This window comes from Mycobacterium sp. NGS67 (genome assembly GCF_059812185.1).
The window spans coordinates 41,917-58,202 of sequence record NZ_JCALCF010000015.1 but is presented as its reverse complement, the minus strand read 5'-3'; the positions used below and the strand labels follow the sequence as shown (position 1 = coordinate 58,202).

General features: G+C 64.5%; 14 protein-coding genes and 1 tRNA gene. 5 read left to right on the top strand and 10 right to left on the bottom strand.

Going from position 1 to position 16,286, the window contains the following annotated elements:
- Positions 1-81: 81 nt before the first annotated feature.
- The gene (locus AC5Y4D_RS15825) at positions 82-915 is read right to left on the bottom strand and encodes a PE-PPE domain-containing protein (RefSeq protein WP_499945457.1); all 834 of its coding nucleotides are present in this window, start codon (positions 913-915) and stop codon (positions 82-84) included.
- 263 nt (positions 916-1,178) lie between these two features.
- Between AC5Y4D_RS15825 and AC5Y4D_RS15820 the strand changes: the two genes are divergently transcribed.
- On the top strand, positions 1,179-1,586 hold the full coding sequence (locus tag AC5Y4D_RS15820; protein WP_499945455.1) for a hypothetical protein: 408 nt from the start codon (positions 1,179-1,181) through the stop codon (positions 1,584-1,586).
- 314 nt (positions 1,587-1,900) lie between these two features.
- On the opposite strand, the gene AC5Y4D_RS15815 is transcribed toward AC5Y4D_RS15820, so the two are convergent.
- Together AC5Y4D_RS15815 and AC5Y4D_RS15810 are read right to left on the bottom strand one after the other, a co-directional pair.
- A tRNA-Arg gene (locus AC5Y4D_RS15815) sits at positions 1,901-1,973 on the bottom strand.
- A 59-nt stretch (positions 1,974-2,032) separates the two neighbouring features.
- On the bottom strand, positions 2,033-2,593 hold the full coding sequence (locus tag AC5Y4D_RS15810; RefSeq protein WP_499945453.1) for a TetR/AcrR family transcriptional regulator: 561 nt from the start codon (positions 2,591-2,593) through the stop codon (positions 2,033-2,035).
- Between the two features lie 105 nt (positions 2,594-2,698).
- On the opposite strand from AC5Y4D_RS15810, the gene AC5Y4D_RS15805 reads away from it, so the two are divergent.
- Positions 2,699-4,216, top strand: a complete 1,518-nt coding sequence (locus AC5Y4D_RS15805; protein ID WP_499945451.1) for a carotenoid oxygenase family protein — start codon at positions 2,699-2,701, stop codon at positions 4,214-4,216.
- On the opposite strand, the gene AC5Y4D_RS15800 is transcribed toward AC5Y4D_RS15805, so the two are convergent.
- From AC5Y4D_RS15800 to AC5Y4D_RS15785, 4 genes are read right to left on the bottom strand one after another with little or no spacing between them, the layout of a single operon-like run.
- A complete protein-coding gene (locus tag AC5Y4D_RS15800) occupies positions 4,217-5,041 on the bottom strand; it encodes an LLM class F420-dependent oxidoreductase (RefSeq protein ID WP_499945449.1) in 825 nt (274 codons plus the stop codon).
- A gap of 7 nt (positions 5,042-5,048) precedes the next feature.
- Positions 5,049-6,119, bottom strand: coding sequence for a poly-gamma-glutamate hydrolase family protein (locus AC5Y4D_RS15795; protein ID WP_499945448.1), 1,071 nt, complete (start codon positions 6,117-6,119; stop codon positions 5,049-5,051).
- On the bottom strand, positions 6,120-7,376 hold the full coding sequence (locus tag AC5Y4D_RS15790) for an Nramp family divalent metal transporter (protein WP_499945565.1): 1,257 nt from the start codon (positions 7,374-7,376) through the stop codon (positions 6,120-6,122).
- Between the two features lie 54 nt (positions 7,377-7,430).
- The gene (locus AC5Y4D_RS15785; protein ID WP_499945447.1) at positions 7,431-8,222 is read right to left on the bottom strand and encodes an SDR family oxidoreductase; all 792 of its coding nucleotides are present in this window, start codon (positions 8,220-8,222) and stop codon (positions 7,431-7,433) included.
- 334 nt (positions 8,223-8,556) lie between these two features.
- On the opposite strand from AC5Y4D_RS15785, the gene pstS (AC5Y4D_RS15780) reads away from it, so the two are divergent.
- From pstS (AC5Y4D_RS15780) to pstA, 3 genes are read left to right on the top strand one after another with little or no spacing between them, the layout of a single operon-like run.
- Positions 8,557-9,675 (top strand): phosphate ABC transporter substrate-binding protein PstS, encoded by a 1,119-nt coding sequence (pstS, locus tag AC5Y4D_RS15780; protein ID WP_500037581.1) that lies wholly within the window; start codon positions 8,557-8,559, stop codon positions 9,673-9,675.
- A 12-nt stretch (positions 9,676-9,687) separates the two neighbouring features.
- The gene (pstC, locus tag AC5Y4D_RS15775) at positions 9,688-10,662 is read left to right on the top strand and encodes a phosphate ABC transporter permease subunit PstC (RefSeq protein ID WP_500037580.1); all 975 of its coding nucleotides are present in this window, start codon (positions 9,688-9,690) and stop codon (positions 10,660-10,662) included.
- Entirely contained in the window at positions 10,659-11,570 is a 912-nt protein-coding gene (gene pstA, locus AC5Y4D_RS15770; protein WP_499945444.1) for a phosphate ABC transporter permease PstA, read from the top strand. Before pstC ends, pstA begins: the two co-directional genes overlap by 4 nt.
- Before the next feature lies 1 nt (position 11,571).
- On the opposite strand, the gene AC5Y4D_RS15765 is transcribed toward pstA, so the two are convergent.
- From AC5Y4D_RS15765 to ku, 3 genes are all read right to left on the bottom strand, one after another.
- Entirely contained in the window at positions 11,572-13,827 is a 2,256-nt protein-coding gene (locus AC5Y4D_RS15765) for a serine/threonine-protein kinase PknD (RefSeq protein ID WP_500037579.1), read from the bottom strand.
- 308 nt (positions 13,828-14,135) lie between these two features.
- Positions 14,136-15,260: a phosphate ABC transporter substrate-binding protein PstS gene (pstS, locus tag AC5Y4D_RS15760; RefSeq protein WP_499945443.1), complete on the bottom strand. Its 1,125-nt coding sequence runs from the start codon at positions 15,258-15,260 to the stop codon at positions 14,136-14,138.
- Positions 15,261-15,340: 80 nt separating this feature from the next.
- Entirely contained in the window at positions 15,341-16,246 is a 906-nt protein-coding gene (ku, locus tag AC5Y4D_RS15755; protein ID WP_499945441.1) for a non-homologous end joining protein Ku, read from the bottom strand.
- Positions 16,247-16,286 lie beyond the last annotated feature (40 nt).

Sequence of the window (16,286 nt, the reverse complement as noted above, 5' to 3'; positions counted from 1 at the left end):
GCACTTTCGGAGGCGGCCCCGCCACCCCCTGGGCTACGGTCGCAAGCATCGTGCGCTGATTACGCAGGGTGTGGTCGCAGCTCAGTTGGGCGGGGCCGGTGCTTCCATCGGACGATGGTAGGCGGCTTCGACCACTGGCCGAGTTGCTATGTCCTGCAACCGCTTCTGGTCATCCGGCGTGAGGAGTTTCAGGGTGATCATCGGCAGGTAGTACGTGGCAGGCGCACCCAGGATGTAGGTGGCGTTTCCCTCCACATACGTCTTGTTGCCTGGATCGGACAGGCTCAGACTGCTGTAATCGCCGTGCGGTCCTTTGTACTGTCCTCTGCCCGCGACGAAGAACGAGGCGATCCTGTTCCACAACGCGGTGAAGTTCGAAAGGTCGTTCGGGCAATCGGACCAGAAATCGTATTGGCGGGCAACAACTTTGACGGTGTAGCGGGTGTCGGCTGGAAATCCCTTGCCACCGTAGGCGGCCCGGCAACCGCTATTGGGCACGCTGGCACAGCCGTTGTACTTGCTTTCCAGATCGCCGGTGAGCACGAAGGTCACCGTCGTGGGATCGATGTCGCTGCCCGGGCCGTACCGTCGCAACCAATCGTCTTCCACTTGTGCGCCTTCGCTGTGACCCAGGACGATCTTGCGTCCCGGGTAGGCATGCAGAAAACGGTCGAGGGCGTCGGATCCTCGGTGGACGTTGATCTCAGCGGGAAAGTTGTTATACGGGACTTTGACTGTGACATTCGGGGCTGCGAACAATTCACCGCGTAACCAATTCGATGGCAGCGCCGAGAATGCGGGGTCGAGTGTCAGTACCACGGCCCCGGTCGGCGCCACCTCCTCGGCGTGTGCCTGAGCGGGCGCGAATCCGACGACATTGCCGGCGATCGCCAACGTCAATGCAACTGAAGTCACCGAACGTCCCAGCACCGCCACCCCTGGCGCTCCTCCCCGCCGAATTGCCCGCACCGGCACCTTTTCCGCCATGACTCGAACTGGCAGCTCAAAAAGGCAATCGAAGTTATATCACCGGCGACAGCTGATACTTCGCTCTGTATTACAAAGTGACATCACAATGTGGCCGACGGTATACACGCTGCAATTTACTTTTCACAACGGCCGGATTGTCACTCCGACAATCGAGGATTGTTCGGTGATTCTTGGTAGCGTCCGCTCTCATGGATGACGACTACTTGGGTTTCAGCGCGCTCGTATTCTTCACAACGTTGATTTTCGTCTGGCTGCTCTCTGCGATAGTGGCCGGATTCATTGCGATGGCTCGGGCCCGCAGCTTCTGGGCGTTCGCCACCATCACGTTCTTCTTTCTCGGTCCGCTGGGACCCGGTTTTGCCCTCGTTGCTCCTGACGGCGAGGTCGAAGAACTGCTGCTTGAAAGCAGGGAGCACGGCAGCTCTCAGCCGGCTAAACGAAAAATCGCGGACGGGCGCCGCCGATTTAGCTGTCCACGCTGCGGCGCGGACAACGACATCCCCGAAACTGATCAGAGCTACGACTGTTGGAGGTGCTCGGAACACAGAAAGGTCCAAGCTCGGGTCGACAGGCCTGCCCAAACGACGGCAGACTAGCTGCCGTTCCCTGACGCGCCCTTATTTCCGGTCAAAACAATTGCCGGCGGACATTCTCGAAACATTAGTTCGTTGCGGCCGAGAAAAGCGATCGTAAATGACGTAAGAGACCAACGTGCCTCCAGCAGTGGTCAACGACGGCACCACGGCCTATACGCCGACATACACCGAGCCCAGCTCGCTTACTTGGTGGCCGCCGTCGCCACCGTCGTCTACCTCAGGGAGACCCGCTGGAAACGGCGGCAGAACAGACGCAACCGCAACGTCTGAGCGGCGACCACTCGAGTCAACGATGTCCCCAGGCAGGCCAGGAGTGCCCCCGGCAGGATTCGAACCTGCGACACCGGCTTTAGGAGAGCCGTGCTCTATCCCCTGAGCTACGAGGGCGGCGACCGAAAATGCGGAGTAAGACCGGGGTCAGCCTACCGCGAGAGACCGTAACCGGATCAGTCGACGGTGATCGCCCGGGTCACGGCGTCGGCGACCTGCTCGTCGGTGAGAGTGCTGCGTTCGATCAACGTGTGCGAAAGCACTGTGCGGACAATGATTTCGGCCGCCTGAAGGGGCGGCAACAGCGGGCGCGGATACTCATTGGCGGCGATCACCGGTGCGACGATGGCGGCGACCGTCTGCACGACGTTCATCCGGGTCTCGCCGATCTGCAGCACCGCCTGTAGCAGCCAGTGCGGCTCGTGGTCGCGCACGTAGGTGAAGGCGGCGTGGTTGCGCAGGTACTGCAATGCCGAAAGGACGGTCGAGCCGACCGTAGTCATCGGATCGGCGTGTGCGTCGACGCGGGACATGACGTCGAGGACCATCTGCTGAATCTCGTGCTGCGCGACCGCCGAGATCAAGCCGTCTTTGTCGCCGAACTCCCGGTAGGCCGTCGCCCGCGACACACCGGCGCGCCTGGCTACCTGGCTCAGGGTCAAGGCATCGACTCCGCTCTCGGTGATCAACTGCAGCGTCGCCTGCAGCAGCGCTTCAGTGGATCGGGTCGCGGGCATCACCGGTATTTGTACCGCAGCGTCGCGTCGCGGCATGTTGACTGAGCTTCGGACTGAGACTACCTTCACGATTAGTCTCAGTTGTTTACGGCTGAAGGAGCGCACGTGGCGGCAAGTTCGACTCAGTCAGCTTCCCTACCCGACCTGACGAACTTGCCGGGCCTGCGCCGCTATCTGACGTCGCTGCCGCACGAGGAACGTGCTCGAGCCACCGACCGGCTCGCGGCGCTGTCGGGCGCGGATCTGCTCAGCCTCGGCGTCAGCGAACCGCAGTACGGCGAATACGACTACCAGGTAGCACAAATCGACGGCAGCATTCCGTCGGAGCTGTCTGGGACGCTGTACCGCAACGGTCCGGGCCGTTGGGAGGACCACACCGGCCGTCCGTTGCACCACCTGTTCGACGGAGACGGCATGCTGTCCGCCTTCACTATCCGCGACGGCAACGTCCACTACCGAAACCGGTATGTGCGCACCCGGCATTACCGGGGCAAAAGCGGTACGACACACCTCGGCACGGCGGCGCCGGGCGGCTGGCGGAAAAACATCGCCAAGACACCGCCGAACTTGGCCAACACCAACATCGTCGAGCATGCCGGCCACCTGTATGCGCTGTGGGAGGGCGGCGCCCCCTACGCAATCGATCCGGACACACTGGACACGTTCGGGTTATGCCGATTCGGCGGCGAGTTGCGCCCGGGGGCCACGTTCTCCGCGCATCCCAGCACATGTCCGAGCACCGGCGAGATGTTCAACTTCGGTGTCGAATTCCTTCCGCGACCACACCTGCGCATCTACCGCGCCGATCGCCGAGGCACGCTGCGCCGTATCCGCTCCGCCCGGTTGCCGTACCTGGCGATGGTGCACGACTTTTCGATTACCCAGCGCTATCTGGTGTTCCTGGTGTCGCCGATAGTCGCCGATCTGGTACAGGTCGCGTTGGGCCGCAAGCCAATCGGTGATGCGCTGGAGTACCGCCCGGACAAGGGCAGCGTCTTCATCCTGGTGCCGCGTGACGGCGGAAAGATCCGTCAGGTCGACTCCCCGGCCGTCCTGCAATTCCATCTCAGCAACGCGCACGACGACGGTGACGACGTCGTCGTCGACGCGATCACCTATCAGAACTCGCAGTTACTCAAGAGCATTGCGCGATTCCAAACCACTCCGCTGAACGCGTCGCCGTCGGAATTCACCCGTTTCCGACTCACCAGCGCCGGTCGGGTCATCCGAGAGTCGTTGAGCGACAGCGCATGCGAATTTCCCCGGCACCACCCCGACCGCGAGGGACGCCACCACCGCTACGTCTATCTCAACACCCGACGCCAGCTCTCGTCGCTGTACGACTCGGTCACCAAACTCGACCTTGCCGACAACACCGAGACCACCTACACCGCGGCGGGGGCCGGCAACAGCTTCTGTGAACCGGTATTCGTTCCGCGCCCAGACGCGAAAGACGAGGACGACGGCTGGTTGCTTAGCGTCGAATACCAAGCCGGACAACACCTGTCCCGGTTGGTCGTCTTCGACGCCGAAGACCCGGCGCGCGGACCCGTTGCCACCGCCCAACTCACCCACCACATCCCGCAGGGCTTCCACGGCCACTTCGCACCCCGGGCACGCTGACTACCGCAACTCCGCGATGACCTTCGCGAAGTTCTCGATGTGGTTGTCCTGCACGGTAATCGAGGTCACCCCGTACTTGTCGCGATACTCCCGCAGGGTGTCGGCGATCTCGCGCGGTGACCCGCTGAGCACCGAGTGCAGCGCCAGCAGCTCGTCGTCGGAGAGGCCGGGCGTGTATCGGCGGGTCATCGCCAAATCCGGCAGGGTCTCACCGGCGTGCGGCATCGCGGTAATCGCCAGGTTGAGTTCCAGCGCGTCGAACCGGTCGCCGGCCGCGGCGCGGACGAACTCCACCCGTTCGGCCAGCGGATCGTCGGCCTCCCGCACCCTGGCCCCGGTCAGCCCGACGATGTGGGCGTGCCGGGCTGCGAGGGTCAGCACCCGGTCCCCGTTGCCGGCAATCAAAATCGGCATCTGCGGGTGCTGCTCGCTCAGATACTTCGTCATGTGCTCGAGGTAGTCGACCCGCGCGCCGGCGCTGGGGTAGGGCAACTCGGCGGCCTCGAATTCCTCTCGGACGTAACCTGTTCCGAGTCCCACCTCGACACGGCGGTCGCTGATCAGGTCGAGGCCGCCGAGGTCTCGGCTGAGCAGGGCGGGCTTGTAGAACGCGGCATTGAGCACATACATGCTCACCCGCAACGTCGTGGTCACCATGGCGACCGCCGTCAGCGTCGGAAACGGTGCGGCGGCACCGAGATGGTCGGGTACGCAGAGGATGTCGAATCCCGAATCTTCGGCTCGCTTCGCGGTGTCCACCAGCGCGTCGCGAGACTTGAAGAAGCGCAAGCTCAGTCCGAACCGAAAATCCTTGGCCACCAACAACCTCCATCTAGTCCGAAGAAAACCGCCAGGATCGTGCCGCGTCCGCCAGCCCTGCCACCAGGGCGGTGGTAACCGGCGACAACCCGTCCGGCCCGGGCAACCCACTGCGGGGGCTCAGGCCTCGTACCCGCACGCAGAGCTCCAATTGTGTTCCGCCGTCACGCACCCGGTTGACCGGGTTGTCGGGATGCAGGCCGCGCAGCTCGGACGGGATGGCGTCGAGATCGGTGACCACCTCGTATCCGGGTAGTCGGACGTGGCGCGCCACATGCTCGGCCAGCGCGCGGTTGCGCCCTCCGGCCAGCAACTGGGTGCCGCGCCCGATCCGGCCGTAACCATGCAGTGAAACGGCCACGTCGACGTGATCGAGAAACTCGGCCAGGCAGGCGGACTCGGCCGGATCGAACCGCGCCGACGGCAGATGGTGCGGATATCGGTCGGGATGAGCCAGCACATACACCGACGCGCCGGCGGCTTCGGCAGCCCGCTCGGCGATCACGTCGGTCGTCCGTTCCAGACCGCCGCCGTGGATGGCGAGAAACCCGAAGCGTGAGCGCAACCGGTTCGTCTCGACCATGCCGGGCTCATCGAGCAGCGCTGAAAGCGATTGCGGCCCCGCACCATTCGAGATGAAGGGCTGCGGCCAATGCAAAGGGTCCCAGCGGTGCAGGAAATCGATCCACCGTTGCGGCAGCCCGTGGTGCAGCGCGCCGTCGATGATGCGCGGCAGGTATCCCGGCCGCGGTGGTCCCGTCGTCACCCGCGGGTCGATGTACACCCACGCTGCCGACGATCCGTCGTCCGTCTGCACCGTCAGACGGTCGCGCCGGTAGCGCACCGGCACGCCCTCGGCGCTGTCCAGGCGCGCCAGGTCGTAGTCGGAAAGCCACCAGAGCACGCCGTGAACCTCGTTCCCCGCCAACGGCTCGACCGTGGCCACTCCGCGCTCGTTGATCAGCCACTCATGGTCGCTGAGTACCGCGGGCCGCGCATCGCCTGCGTCGGGGCAGCGTGCCGCCATCTGCCGTACGCACAAGTTGGATCCGTAGGCGAAGTAGGGGTGCCGGCGGGCCGGCATTCAGCCGGTCACCGTCAGATAGATCAGCACCACATTGAGCAGACTAATCATCACCGCGACCACCCAGCCCACGACGGTGGTGACCCGGTGGTTGGCGTCGTTGCCCATCAACTCGCGGTTGCCGGTGAGCCGGACCAGCGGCAGCACCGCGAATGGGATGCCGAACGACAACACCACCTGGGACAACACCAAGGTGCGAGTCGGGTCGACGTTGAAGGCCAGCAGCGCGATCGCGGGAGCCACGGTGACCAGGCGGCGCACCACCATCGGGACCGACCAGTTCAGCAGGCCCTGCATGATCATCGCCCCGGCGTAGGCGCCCACCGACGACGACGCCAGCCCGGAGGCCAACAGTCCGATTGCGAACAGCACGGCGATCAACGGTCCCAAGGTGTCGCGAACCGCGACGTAGGCGGCATCGATCGACCCGACATCCCCGTGGCCGCGCATGTTGAACGCAGCGACCAGCAACATCGCGGCGTTGACGCCGCCGGCGATCACCATCGCCACGCCCACGTCCCAGCGGGTGATGCGCAGCAGGCGCCGGCGGGGCAGTCCGGGTTCGGGATGCCCGTGCCGGTCACGGGCCAGCCCGGAGTGCAGGTATACCGCGTGCGGCATCACGGTGGCACCCAATATGGCCGCTGCCAGCAACACGCTTTCGGTGCCGTGGAAACGGGGGACCAGACCCGACAACACCTCGGCGGCCGGCGGCGTCGAGACGAAGAAACTGGCGGTGAAACCGAGCGCAATCACCAGCAACAGTCCGGTGATGACCACCTCGAACAGGCGCTGACCGCGACGATCCTTGATCATCAGCAACAGCAGGGAGACTGCCCCGGTGATAATGCCCCCGATCGGCAGCGGCAGATCGAACAGGATGCGTAACGCGATGGCCCCACCGATCACTTCGGCCACGTCGGTCGACATCGCCACGATCTCGGCTTGAGCCCAGTACGCCAGCCGGGCCGGCCGGCCCATCCGCTGGCCGATCGCCTCGGGCAGCGAACGTCCGGTGACCAGCCCGAGTTTCGCCGACAGGTACTGCACCAGTCCCGCCATGACATTCGCCGCGACGATCACCCAAAGCAACAGGTAGCCGAACTGGGTGCCCGAACTGACGTTGGCGGCGACGTTTCCGGGGTCGACGTAGGCGATCGCCGCGACGAACGCCGGCCCCAGCAGATACCAGTTCGCTTTGCCGGACGTGGTGGTTTCCTGCGTCAACTCACCACCCTTTGATCCCGCGCGCCGAATAAAAAAGTGAGGTTAGCCGAAATCTGCGGGGCGCGACCACCGGCCCGCAGGGTCTTACAGGTCCGGGACCGGGATCTCCAGGTTGGGGAACGTCAGGCCGCCGTCGACCTCCAGGGTCTTGCCGGTGAGGAAACCGCCGGCCGGCGAGGACAGGTAGACCGCGGCGGCGGCGATGTCCAGCGGGTCGCCGAGACGGCGCAACGGTGTGGCCTGTTCCATCGGCGCGCGCAGTTCGTCGTTGTCGGCCACCACGTCGAGTGCCGAGGTCAGGATCGAGCCCGGGGCTATCGCATTGACCCGGATCCGTGGGCACAGGTCCAGCGCCGTCAACCGGGTGTAATGCGACAGGGCGGCCTTGGCGGTGCCGTAGGCGGCGAAACCCCGTCCCGCCAGTCGGCCGATGGCCGAGGTGATGTTGATGATGCTGCCGCCGCCGGAGTGCTCCAGCATCAGCGGCACCGCGGCGACGGTCAGCGCGTGCGCAGTGGCGACGTTGAACGTGAAGGCGTCTCTGAGGTCCTTGGTCGACGTCGTCAGCAGCGTGTTGGGCATGCTGCCGCCGACGTTGTTGACGACGATGTCGAGCTTGCCGAAGGTGTCGACGGCCTGCGCGGCCAGTTGCGCGGTGTCGTCCGGACGAGCCAGATCTGCGGCCACCACGTGGGCTCGTCGACCGACGGCCGCGACCTGCCCGGCAACCTCGTCCAACTGGGACTGTGTCCGCGACGCGATCACGACGTCGGCACCGGCTTCGGCGAATGCCACCGCGATGGCTGCGCCGAGACCGCGGCCGGCTCCGGTGATGACGGCGACCTTGTCGTCCAGGCGGAACCTGTCCAGGATCACTGCGGCCTCGTTTCACGGGTCGAGCCGAGACGGGAACGCCAGCGGCCGGGGGATTTCTGTAACAGGTTCTAGTTTGTCACACGTCCAGTACCGCCGTGTTCCAGACCTTGACGCGGCGGCATGATCGTCATTAGCTTGCGCGTCAATCCCGTTGCGCGCGTTGATGAAGATAGCGTCGTGCGAACCGCGGCGTTGTCGCCGAGTGATCATCGACCCTTTAAAGCCACGTTACAGGTTGTTAATGTAGCTGCAAGGCTGCAATGAAAGGGGTTGTCACGTGCCGCGACGGGTGGGCGGCATCTAGTATGTTTCATCACTACCGTTAGGAACTGGATTGAAACTCAACCGATTTGGTGCCGCGCTGAGCGTCCTGGCTTCAGGTGCGCTCGTTTTGTCGGCGTGTGGTAGCGACAACAACAACGCGGGCGGGGGACAGGGTTCGTCAGGAAGTCCGTCGTCGGGCAGCGTGAGCTGCGGCGGGAAAAAGACGTTAAAGGCCAGCGGTTCCAGCGCGCAGAACAACGCGATGACCCGCTTTATCAAGGCATTCGAATCGGCCTGTCCCGGACAGACCTTGAACTACACGCCCAACGGCTCCGGTGCCGGTATCAGCGAATTCAACGGAAACCAAACCGATTTCGGTGGTTCGGACTCGCCGCTGACCAGCGAGGAAGCCGCGACTGCGCAGCAGCGCTGCGGGTCACCCGCCTGGAACCTGCCGGTGGTGTTCGGTCCTATCGCGGTCACGTACAACATCGCTGGGGTCAGTTCGCTGAACCTCGATGGGCCCACCCTGGCCAAGATCTTCAGCGGGGCCATCAAGACCTGGAACGACCCCGCGATCGTCGCGCTCAATTCGGGCACCAACCTGCCCGGCACCGACATTCACGTCGTCTTCCGAAACGACGAGTCGGGCACCACCGACAACTTCCAGCGCTACCTTGACGCCGCGTCCAACGGGGCATGGGGCAAGGGCGCCGGCAAGGTGTTCAAGGGCGGTGTCGGCGAGGGCGCCAAGGGCAACGACGGCACCGCCGCGGCCATCAAGACAACCGAAGGCTCGATCACCTACAACGAGTGGTCGTTCGCTCAGGGGCAGAAGTTGAACATCGCCAAGATCATCACCTCGGCCGGTCCGGAGCCGGTCGCCATCGGCACCGACTCGGTGGGCAAGACGATTGCCGGAGCCACCATCGCCGGTCAGGGCAACGACTTGAAGCTGGACACGATTTCGTTCTATCGGCCCACTCAGCCCGGGTCCTACCCGATCGTGCTGGCCACCTACGAGATCGTCTGCTCGAAGTATCCCGACTCCCAAACCGGCACGGCGGTCAAAGCTTTCCTGCAGTCGACCATCGGTGGGGGCCAGAACGGGTTGGGGGACAACGGATATGTCCCGATCCCGGACTCGTTCAAATCGAGGTTGTCGACCGCGGTCAACGCGATCTCCTGATCTGAGGTTGACGTGGCCAAACCCCCGCTGGCAAGACAAGCGCTAGCGGAGGTGGACGTACGCGCGTCGCGGCGGGCCGACCGCCTGTTCAAGTCGGCCGCCGCGGCCGCGGGGTCCACCATCGTGGTGGCGATCGTGCTGATCGCAGTGTTCTTGTTGATCAAGGCGATTCCGTCGTTGCGGGCCAACACCGTCAACTTCTTGACCAGCGCCCAGTTCGATACCGCCTCCGACGACAAGCTTGCGTTCGGCATCCGCGACCTGCTCATGGTCACCGTGCTGAGTTCGCTCACCGCGCTGACGCTCGCGGTGCCGATCGCCGTCGGGATCGCGGTATTCGTCACCCAGTACGCGCCCAAACGGTTGTCCCGTCCGTTCAGCGCGATGGTGGACCTGCTGGCCGCGGTGCCGTCGATCATCTTCGGGCTGTGGGGGATCTTCGTGCTCGCGCCCCAGCTGGAGCCACTCGCGAGATTCCTCAACCGTCACATGGACTGGCTATTCCTGTTCAAACAGGGCAATGTGTCCCTGGCTGGCGGCGGGACCATCTTCACCGCCAGCATCGTGCTCGCGGTGATGATCCTTCCGATCGTGACGTCGGTGTCGCGCGAGGTCTTCCGGCAGACTCCGCCGATGCAGATCGAAGCGGCGCAGGCGCTCGGTGCGACGAAGTGGGAGGTGGTGCGGATGACCGTGCTGCCCTTCGGTCGCAGCGGGGTGGTGGCGGCGTCGATGCTGGGATTGGGTCGTGCGCTCGGGGAAACCGTGGCGGTGCTGATCATCCTGCGTTCGGCCGCCCGCCCCGGAAATTGGTCGCTGTTCGACGGCGGCTACACGTTCGCCTCCAAGATTGCTTCGGCGGCAGCCGAATTCAGCCGACCGCTACCGACGGGCGCCTACATCTCAGCGGGCTTTGCGTTGTTCGTCCTGACATTTCTGGTCAATGCGGCTGCCCGCGCGATCGCCGGTGGAAAGGTCAACGGATGACCCGAGCCACTGTCGACGCGCTCGAACAGCCGGTGAAGACGGTCGTCTTTCGCCCGTTGAGCACCGCGCGCCGCGTCAAGAACGACATCGCGACCGTCTTCTTCTACACCTCGTTCGTGATCGCGCTGGTGCCGTTGGTGTGGCTGCTCGGCGTGGTTGTCCTGCGCGGCTACCACGCCGTCATCCACACGGACTGGTGGACGCACTCGCTGCGCGGCGTGCTGCCGGAGGAGTCCGCCGGCGGGGTGTACCACGCTTTGTTCGGGACTTTGGTGCAGGCCGGTGTGGCGGCCGTCATTGCGGTGCCGCTTGGTTTGATGACCGCGGTCTATCTGGTCGAGTACGGCACCGGTCGCCTGGCCCGAGTGACCACGTTCATGGTGGATGTGCTCGCCGGGGTGCCCTCCATCGTGGCTTCGCTATTCATCTTCAGCCTGTGGATCGCGACCTTGGGTTTCCAGCAGAGCGCGTTCGCCGTGTCGCTGGCCCTGGTCTTGCTGATGTTGCCGGTCGTGGTGCGCTCCACCGAGGAGATGCTGCGACTGGTGCCCGACGAACTACGCGAAGCCAGCTACGCCCTGGGCGTCCCGAAATGGAAGACGATCGTGCGGATCGTGGCCCCCATCGCGGCACCGGGCATCGTCTCGGGTGTGCTGCTGGCGGTCGCGCGGGTGGCCGGAGAGACCGCGCCGGTGCTGGTGCTGGTCGGATACAGCCGCTCGATCAACACCGACATCTTCTCCGGCAACATGGCCTCGCTGCCGCTGCTGATCTACACCGAGCTCACCAACCCCCAGCACGCCGGCTTCCTGCGGGTCTGGGGCGCCGCGCTGACGCTGATCATCATCGTGGCCGTGATCAACCTGTTGGCCGGCGGTATGAGTTTCCTGGCCACCCGGAAACGCTGACCTAGGTGTTGGTCGGGACGAGCCGCAACACTCTGCCGTTGCCGCGGTCGGCCACGTAAACGTTGCCCTTCTTGTCCACCGCGACCGATAGCGGGGTGTTCAGACCCTCGAACGGCAGTATCACTGACGTGGTGGCACCGGCGGGCAACTTGGAAACCGTGTTGTTGTCGTGGTCGGTGACGTAGATGTTGCCTGCACCGTCAATGGTGATGCCCCACGGCGCGCTGATGCCGGTGAACGGCAACGCGGTCTGATTGGTGGTGCCGGCATCGAGCTTGAGCACCCGGCTGTTGTCGGTGTCGGTGACATAGATGTTGCCGTCACCGTCGACGGCCACCCCGTCGGGATGCTTCAAGCCCTCGAACGGCACCTCGGTCTGCTCCTTGGAACCGGCCGGCATTTTCAACACCCGGCTGTTGCCGCGGTCGGCGACGTACACGTTGCCCTGGGCGTCCACCGCGACACCTTCGGGATAGCTCAGCCCGACGAAAGGCACCTCGACCTGGTTGTTCGAGCCGGCCGACAACGCCACCACCCGATTGTTGAAGTCACTGACGTAGATCTTTCCCGAGCCGTCTACCGCGATACCTTGCGGTTCGTAGAGGCCGCTGAACGGCTTGACCGTCGGTGACGACGAGCCGTCCGGCAACGTCACCACCTTGCCGTACATGGTTTGGTTCGTGACGTAGAGCGTCCCGCTCGGGTCCATGGCCACCCCGCCCGGCGCGAAACGGAAGGTGAGCCCGGAGAACGGCATCACCGCTTGGCCGTTGGCTTGCTCCTCGCCGCCGTCTTTTCCGCCGAACACCATGAACGCGGTGACCGCGGCCACCGCCAACAAGACCGCGGCGACGACCGCGCCGATCACCAGCGGCTTGCGCGACTTGCGCTCCGACGGCGGGGTGGTGGTCGCATAGGGTCCCGACGGCTGGTCGTACGACGGCCCGGTGGCGACCCCGGGCTGGCTGGCCCATCCCGCGCCGGCGACCGGGGCCGCCTGCGTCCATTGACCCGAATTCCCAGCAGGCGCGGAACGCCAGCCGCCGGCGTTCGACGGCAGCGGCTGAGCCATGGTCTGGTCCCCGGAGTGTTGCGGGGGCACGGGCGTTCGCATGGTCTGGTCCCCGGACTGGTACGGGGGCACGGGCGTGCGCATGGTCTGGTCCCCGGACTGGTACGGGGGCACGGGCGTCCGCGTGGTCTGGTCCCCGGACTGGTACTGGGGCACCGGTGCGTACTGGGTCTCGGCGCCGCTGTTGTATGAGGGACCCGCGGGTTGCACGTAGGCACCAGACGAATGCTGGCCCGAGCCGCCGTAGCTGTTCCAGCCGCCATTCAAGCTGGGGTCGACGACGGGTGCGATCAGCGTCTCGTTGTCACCTTGGCGCAGGATGGTGGCCTCTTGACGCTGTTCGGGCGTGGTGAGGGCGTCGTGGGCGGCGCTGGCCAGGTCGCCGGCGGTCATGTAGCGGTCATTGGGGTTCTTGGCCATGCCCTTGGCGATCACCTGGTCGAGGGCCTCTGGCACCTGTCCCGGGCGCAGCACGCTGGGCCGGGGTACCGGTTCCATCAGATGCGAGGCGATCAATCGTTCGACGCTGTCCGCCCGGTAGGGCGGCGCACCGGTCAGACACTCGCCCAGCACGCAGGCCAGCGCGTAGATGTCGGCCCGGTAGGTGACCTCGTCACCGGTGAACCGTTCCGGCGCCATGTAGTTGTAGGTTCCGACCGCCATCCCAGCCTGGGTGACGTTCGGGTCGTGGGCGGCGCGGGCGATGCCGAAGTCGACCAGATAGGCGAAATCGTTGTTGGCGATCAGGATGTTTTCCGGTTTGACGTCGCGGTGGGTGATCCCGGTGGTGTGGGCGGCGTCCAGGGCAGCGGCGATCTGCCGCACGATCGCCACCGTTCGCGCGGGGGTCAGCGGACCGAACTGGGTCAGCATCGAGCGCAACGAGACGCCGTCGATCAGGCGCATCTCCACGTAGAACTGGCCGTCGATCTCGCCGTAGTCGTGAATCGGCACGATGTGCGGCTCGGTCAACCGTCCCGCGGTGTCGGCTTCGCGTTGCATCCGCGTGCGGAACACCGGGTTGTCGGAATACTGCGAGGAGATCAGCTTCAGCGCGACCACCCGGTGCTTGCGGGTGTCCTCGGCCTCGTAGACCTCACCCATCCCGCCGCGACCGATCAGGCGCACCAATTTATAGGGACCAAATTGCGACCCCACTCGCGATTCCGACCCGGTGTTGGTCACCGTCGACGCTCCCTTCGCCCGGCCACCACTGCCGTCGGCCGCAACGGGCAGCAGCGGCACTCCGACGCCGCCCGTGCAGCCACGCCGAACCTGATGGTTAACCCACGGTAAATGCTCGATGAGCGGGCACACAACCAAATCCGGCGACTCGGCACGAATTTTCAATCACGAGTCAGTAACGGGGACCAGCGGGCCGGCACTGGCCGGATGACCCAGCGAAGTCGTCCAGCGGACAAAATTGTTAGAGCCGTGGGGGTTTCGCTGACTGATGTCGGAGGGATCGTGCAACGCCGTCCCCCGACTACCGGTCATGCGATGGCGTTGACGATCGGTGTGAGCTTTGATTGCAACGACTTCGGCAACGGAATGTATCCGTACTCGTCCAAGCCGATCTGACCGTCACCAATTGTGGCTTGCATGAACGCCTTTACCGCTTTGCCTGTGGGTTCGTCGGGGTACTTGGAGCAGACGACTTCGTAGGTGACCAACACGATGGGGTAGGAGCCGGCCTGGGTGGGGAGATAGAACGACGCGGTGTCCACGATCAGGTCGCGCTCGTCGCTGCCGGGCTTGAACTTGGCGCCGCTGATCGTCCTGCCGACCGTCTCCGGGCTGATCGACACGGGCTCGGGTCCCGCCGAGGTGATGATCTGCGCCTTGTTCAGCTGGTGCCCCTCGGCGAAGGACCATTCGTTGTAGGTGATCGACCCGTCGGTCTTCTTCATGGCCTGCGAGGTGCCGTCGTTGCCGGTGGCGCCTTCGCCGACACCCCCGTTGAACACCTGACCGGCGCCTTTACCCCACGCACCGTTGGAGGCGGCGTCCAGATACTTCTGGAAGTTGTCGGTGGTCCCGGACTTGTCGGCGCGGAACACGACATGGATCGGAATCGCGGGCAGGTTGGTATTGGCGTTGAGGGCTTTGATGGCCGGATCGTCCCACTTGGTGATGGCCCCGTTGAAGATCTTGGCGATGGTGGGCCCGTCCAGGCTGAGCGAATTGATCCCGTTGATGTTGTACGTGACTGCGATCGGGCCGAATACGACGGGAATGTCCCACGCAGGGGAATTGCAGCGCGCCCGGGCGCTGTCGGGTTCGCCTTTGTCCGCGTTCATCGGTGAGTCCGAGCCCGCCAGATCAACCTGGCCCCCGATGAATGCCGCCATCCCGGCACCGGATCCGTTGGCGTTGTAGTCCAGGGTGTGTCCCGGACATGCATGGATGAAGGCGTAGACGAACTGTTCCATCGCGTTCTTCTGCGCGGTCGATCCCGCGGCCAGGATCTTCTTCTTTCCGCCGCAGTCCACCGGGATGACGGGGGCGGTCGACGACGACGAGGAGGCCGACTTGTTGGAATCGCCGCCGCACCCGGACAGCACCAGCGCCATGCCGACGAAGAGGCTGAATGCAACGACAGACCGAGCGAACTTCACGGCAACTCCTCTGCAGAACAGTCGACCCGTTGAGGGTGAACCCAGAATGTCACTGGTGACCCCGTGCCGGTCAAGGGCTCTTAAGATTTCGACTCCGCTTTGGAACCCGCCTTCTTCGCCGGTGCCTTCTTCGCCGGCGTCTTCTTGGCCGGTGCCTTTTTCGCCGCGGACTTCTTGGCCGGCGCCTTGCCGTCACCCGAGCGCGCCTTCACGCTGGCCTCGAGTTTGGCCAGCAGATCGGAGACATCTTCGGTCTCGTCCAGCTCGGTTGGCTTCTCCTCGACCGTAAACGCTTCCCCGCCTTCGAGTTTGGCGTCGACCAGTTCCCGCAGCTGCTCCTGGTAGTCGTCGTGGTAGCGGTCCGGGTCGAACTCGTCGGCCATCGACTCCACCACTTGCCCGGCCATCTTGAGTTCGGCCGGCTTGATGTCGACCTTCTTGTCCAGCACCGGGAAATCCGGGTCGCGGATCTCGTCAGGCCACAGCAGCGTGTGAATCACCATCACGTCGCGCTTGCCGAAGTCCTTGACGCGCAACGCGGCCAGTCGGGTCTTGTTGCGCAGCGAGAAGTGCACGATCGCCATCCGGTCGGATTCGGCGAGCGTCTGGGCCAGCAGCACATAGGATTTGGAAGATTTCGAATCTGGCTCCAGAAAGTAGCTGCGGTCGAACAGCATCGGGTCCACTTCACTGGCCGGGACGAACTCCAGCACTTCGATTTCGCGGCTGCGCTCTTCGGGCAGGGTGGCGATGTCGTCGTCGGTGATGATGACCGACCGGCCGTCGTCGGATTCGAAGGCGCGGGCGATGTCACCGTATTCGACGACTTCGCCGCAGACCTCGCAGACCCGTTTGTACCTGATGCGTCCGTTGTCCTTGGCGTGCACCTGGTGGAACTTGATGTCGTGGTCCTGGGTGGCGCTGTACACCTTGACCGGGACGTTGACGAGCCCGAACGCGATCGAGCCCTTCCAAATGGAGCGCATTGCCTCAGTATGCCCAGTTAATGCCGAGGGATCGCAAAAG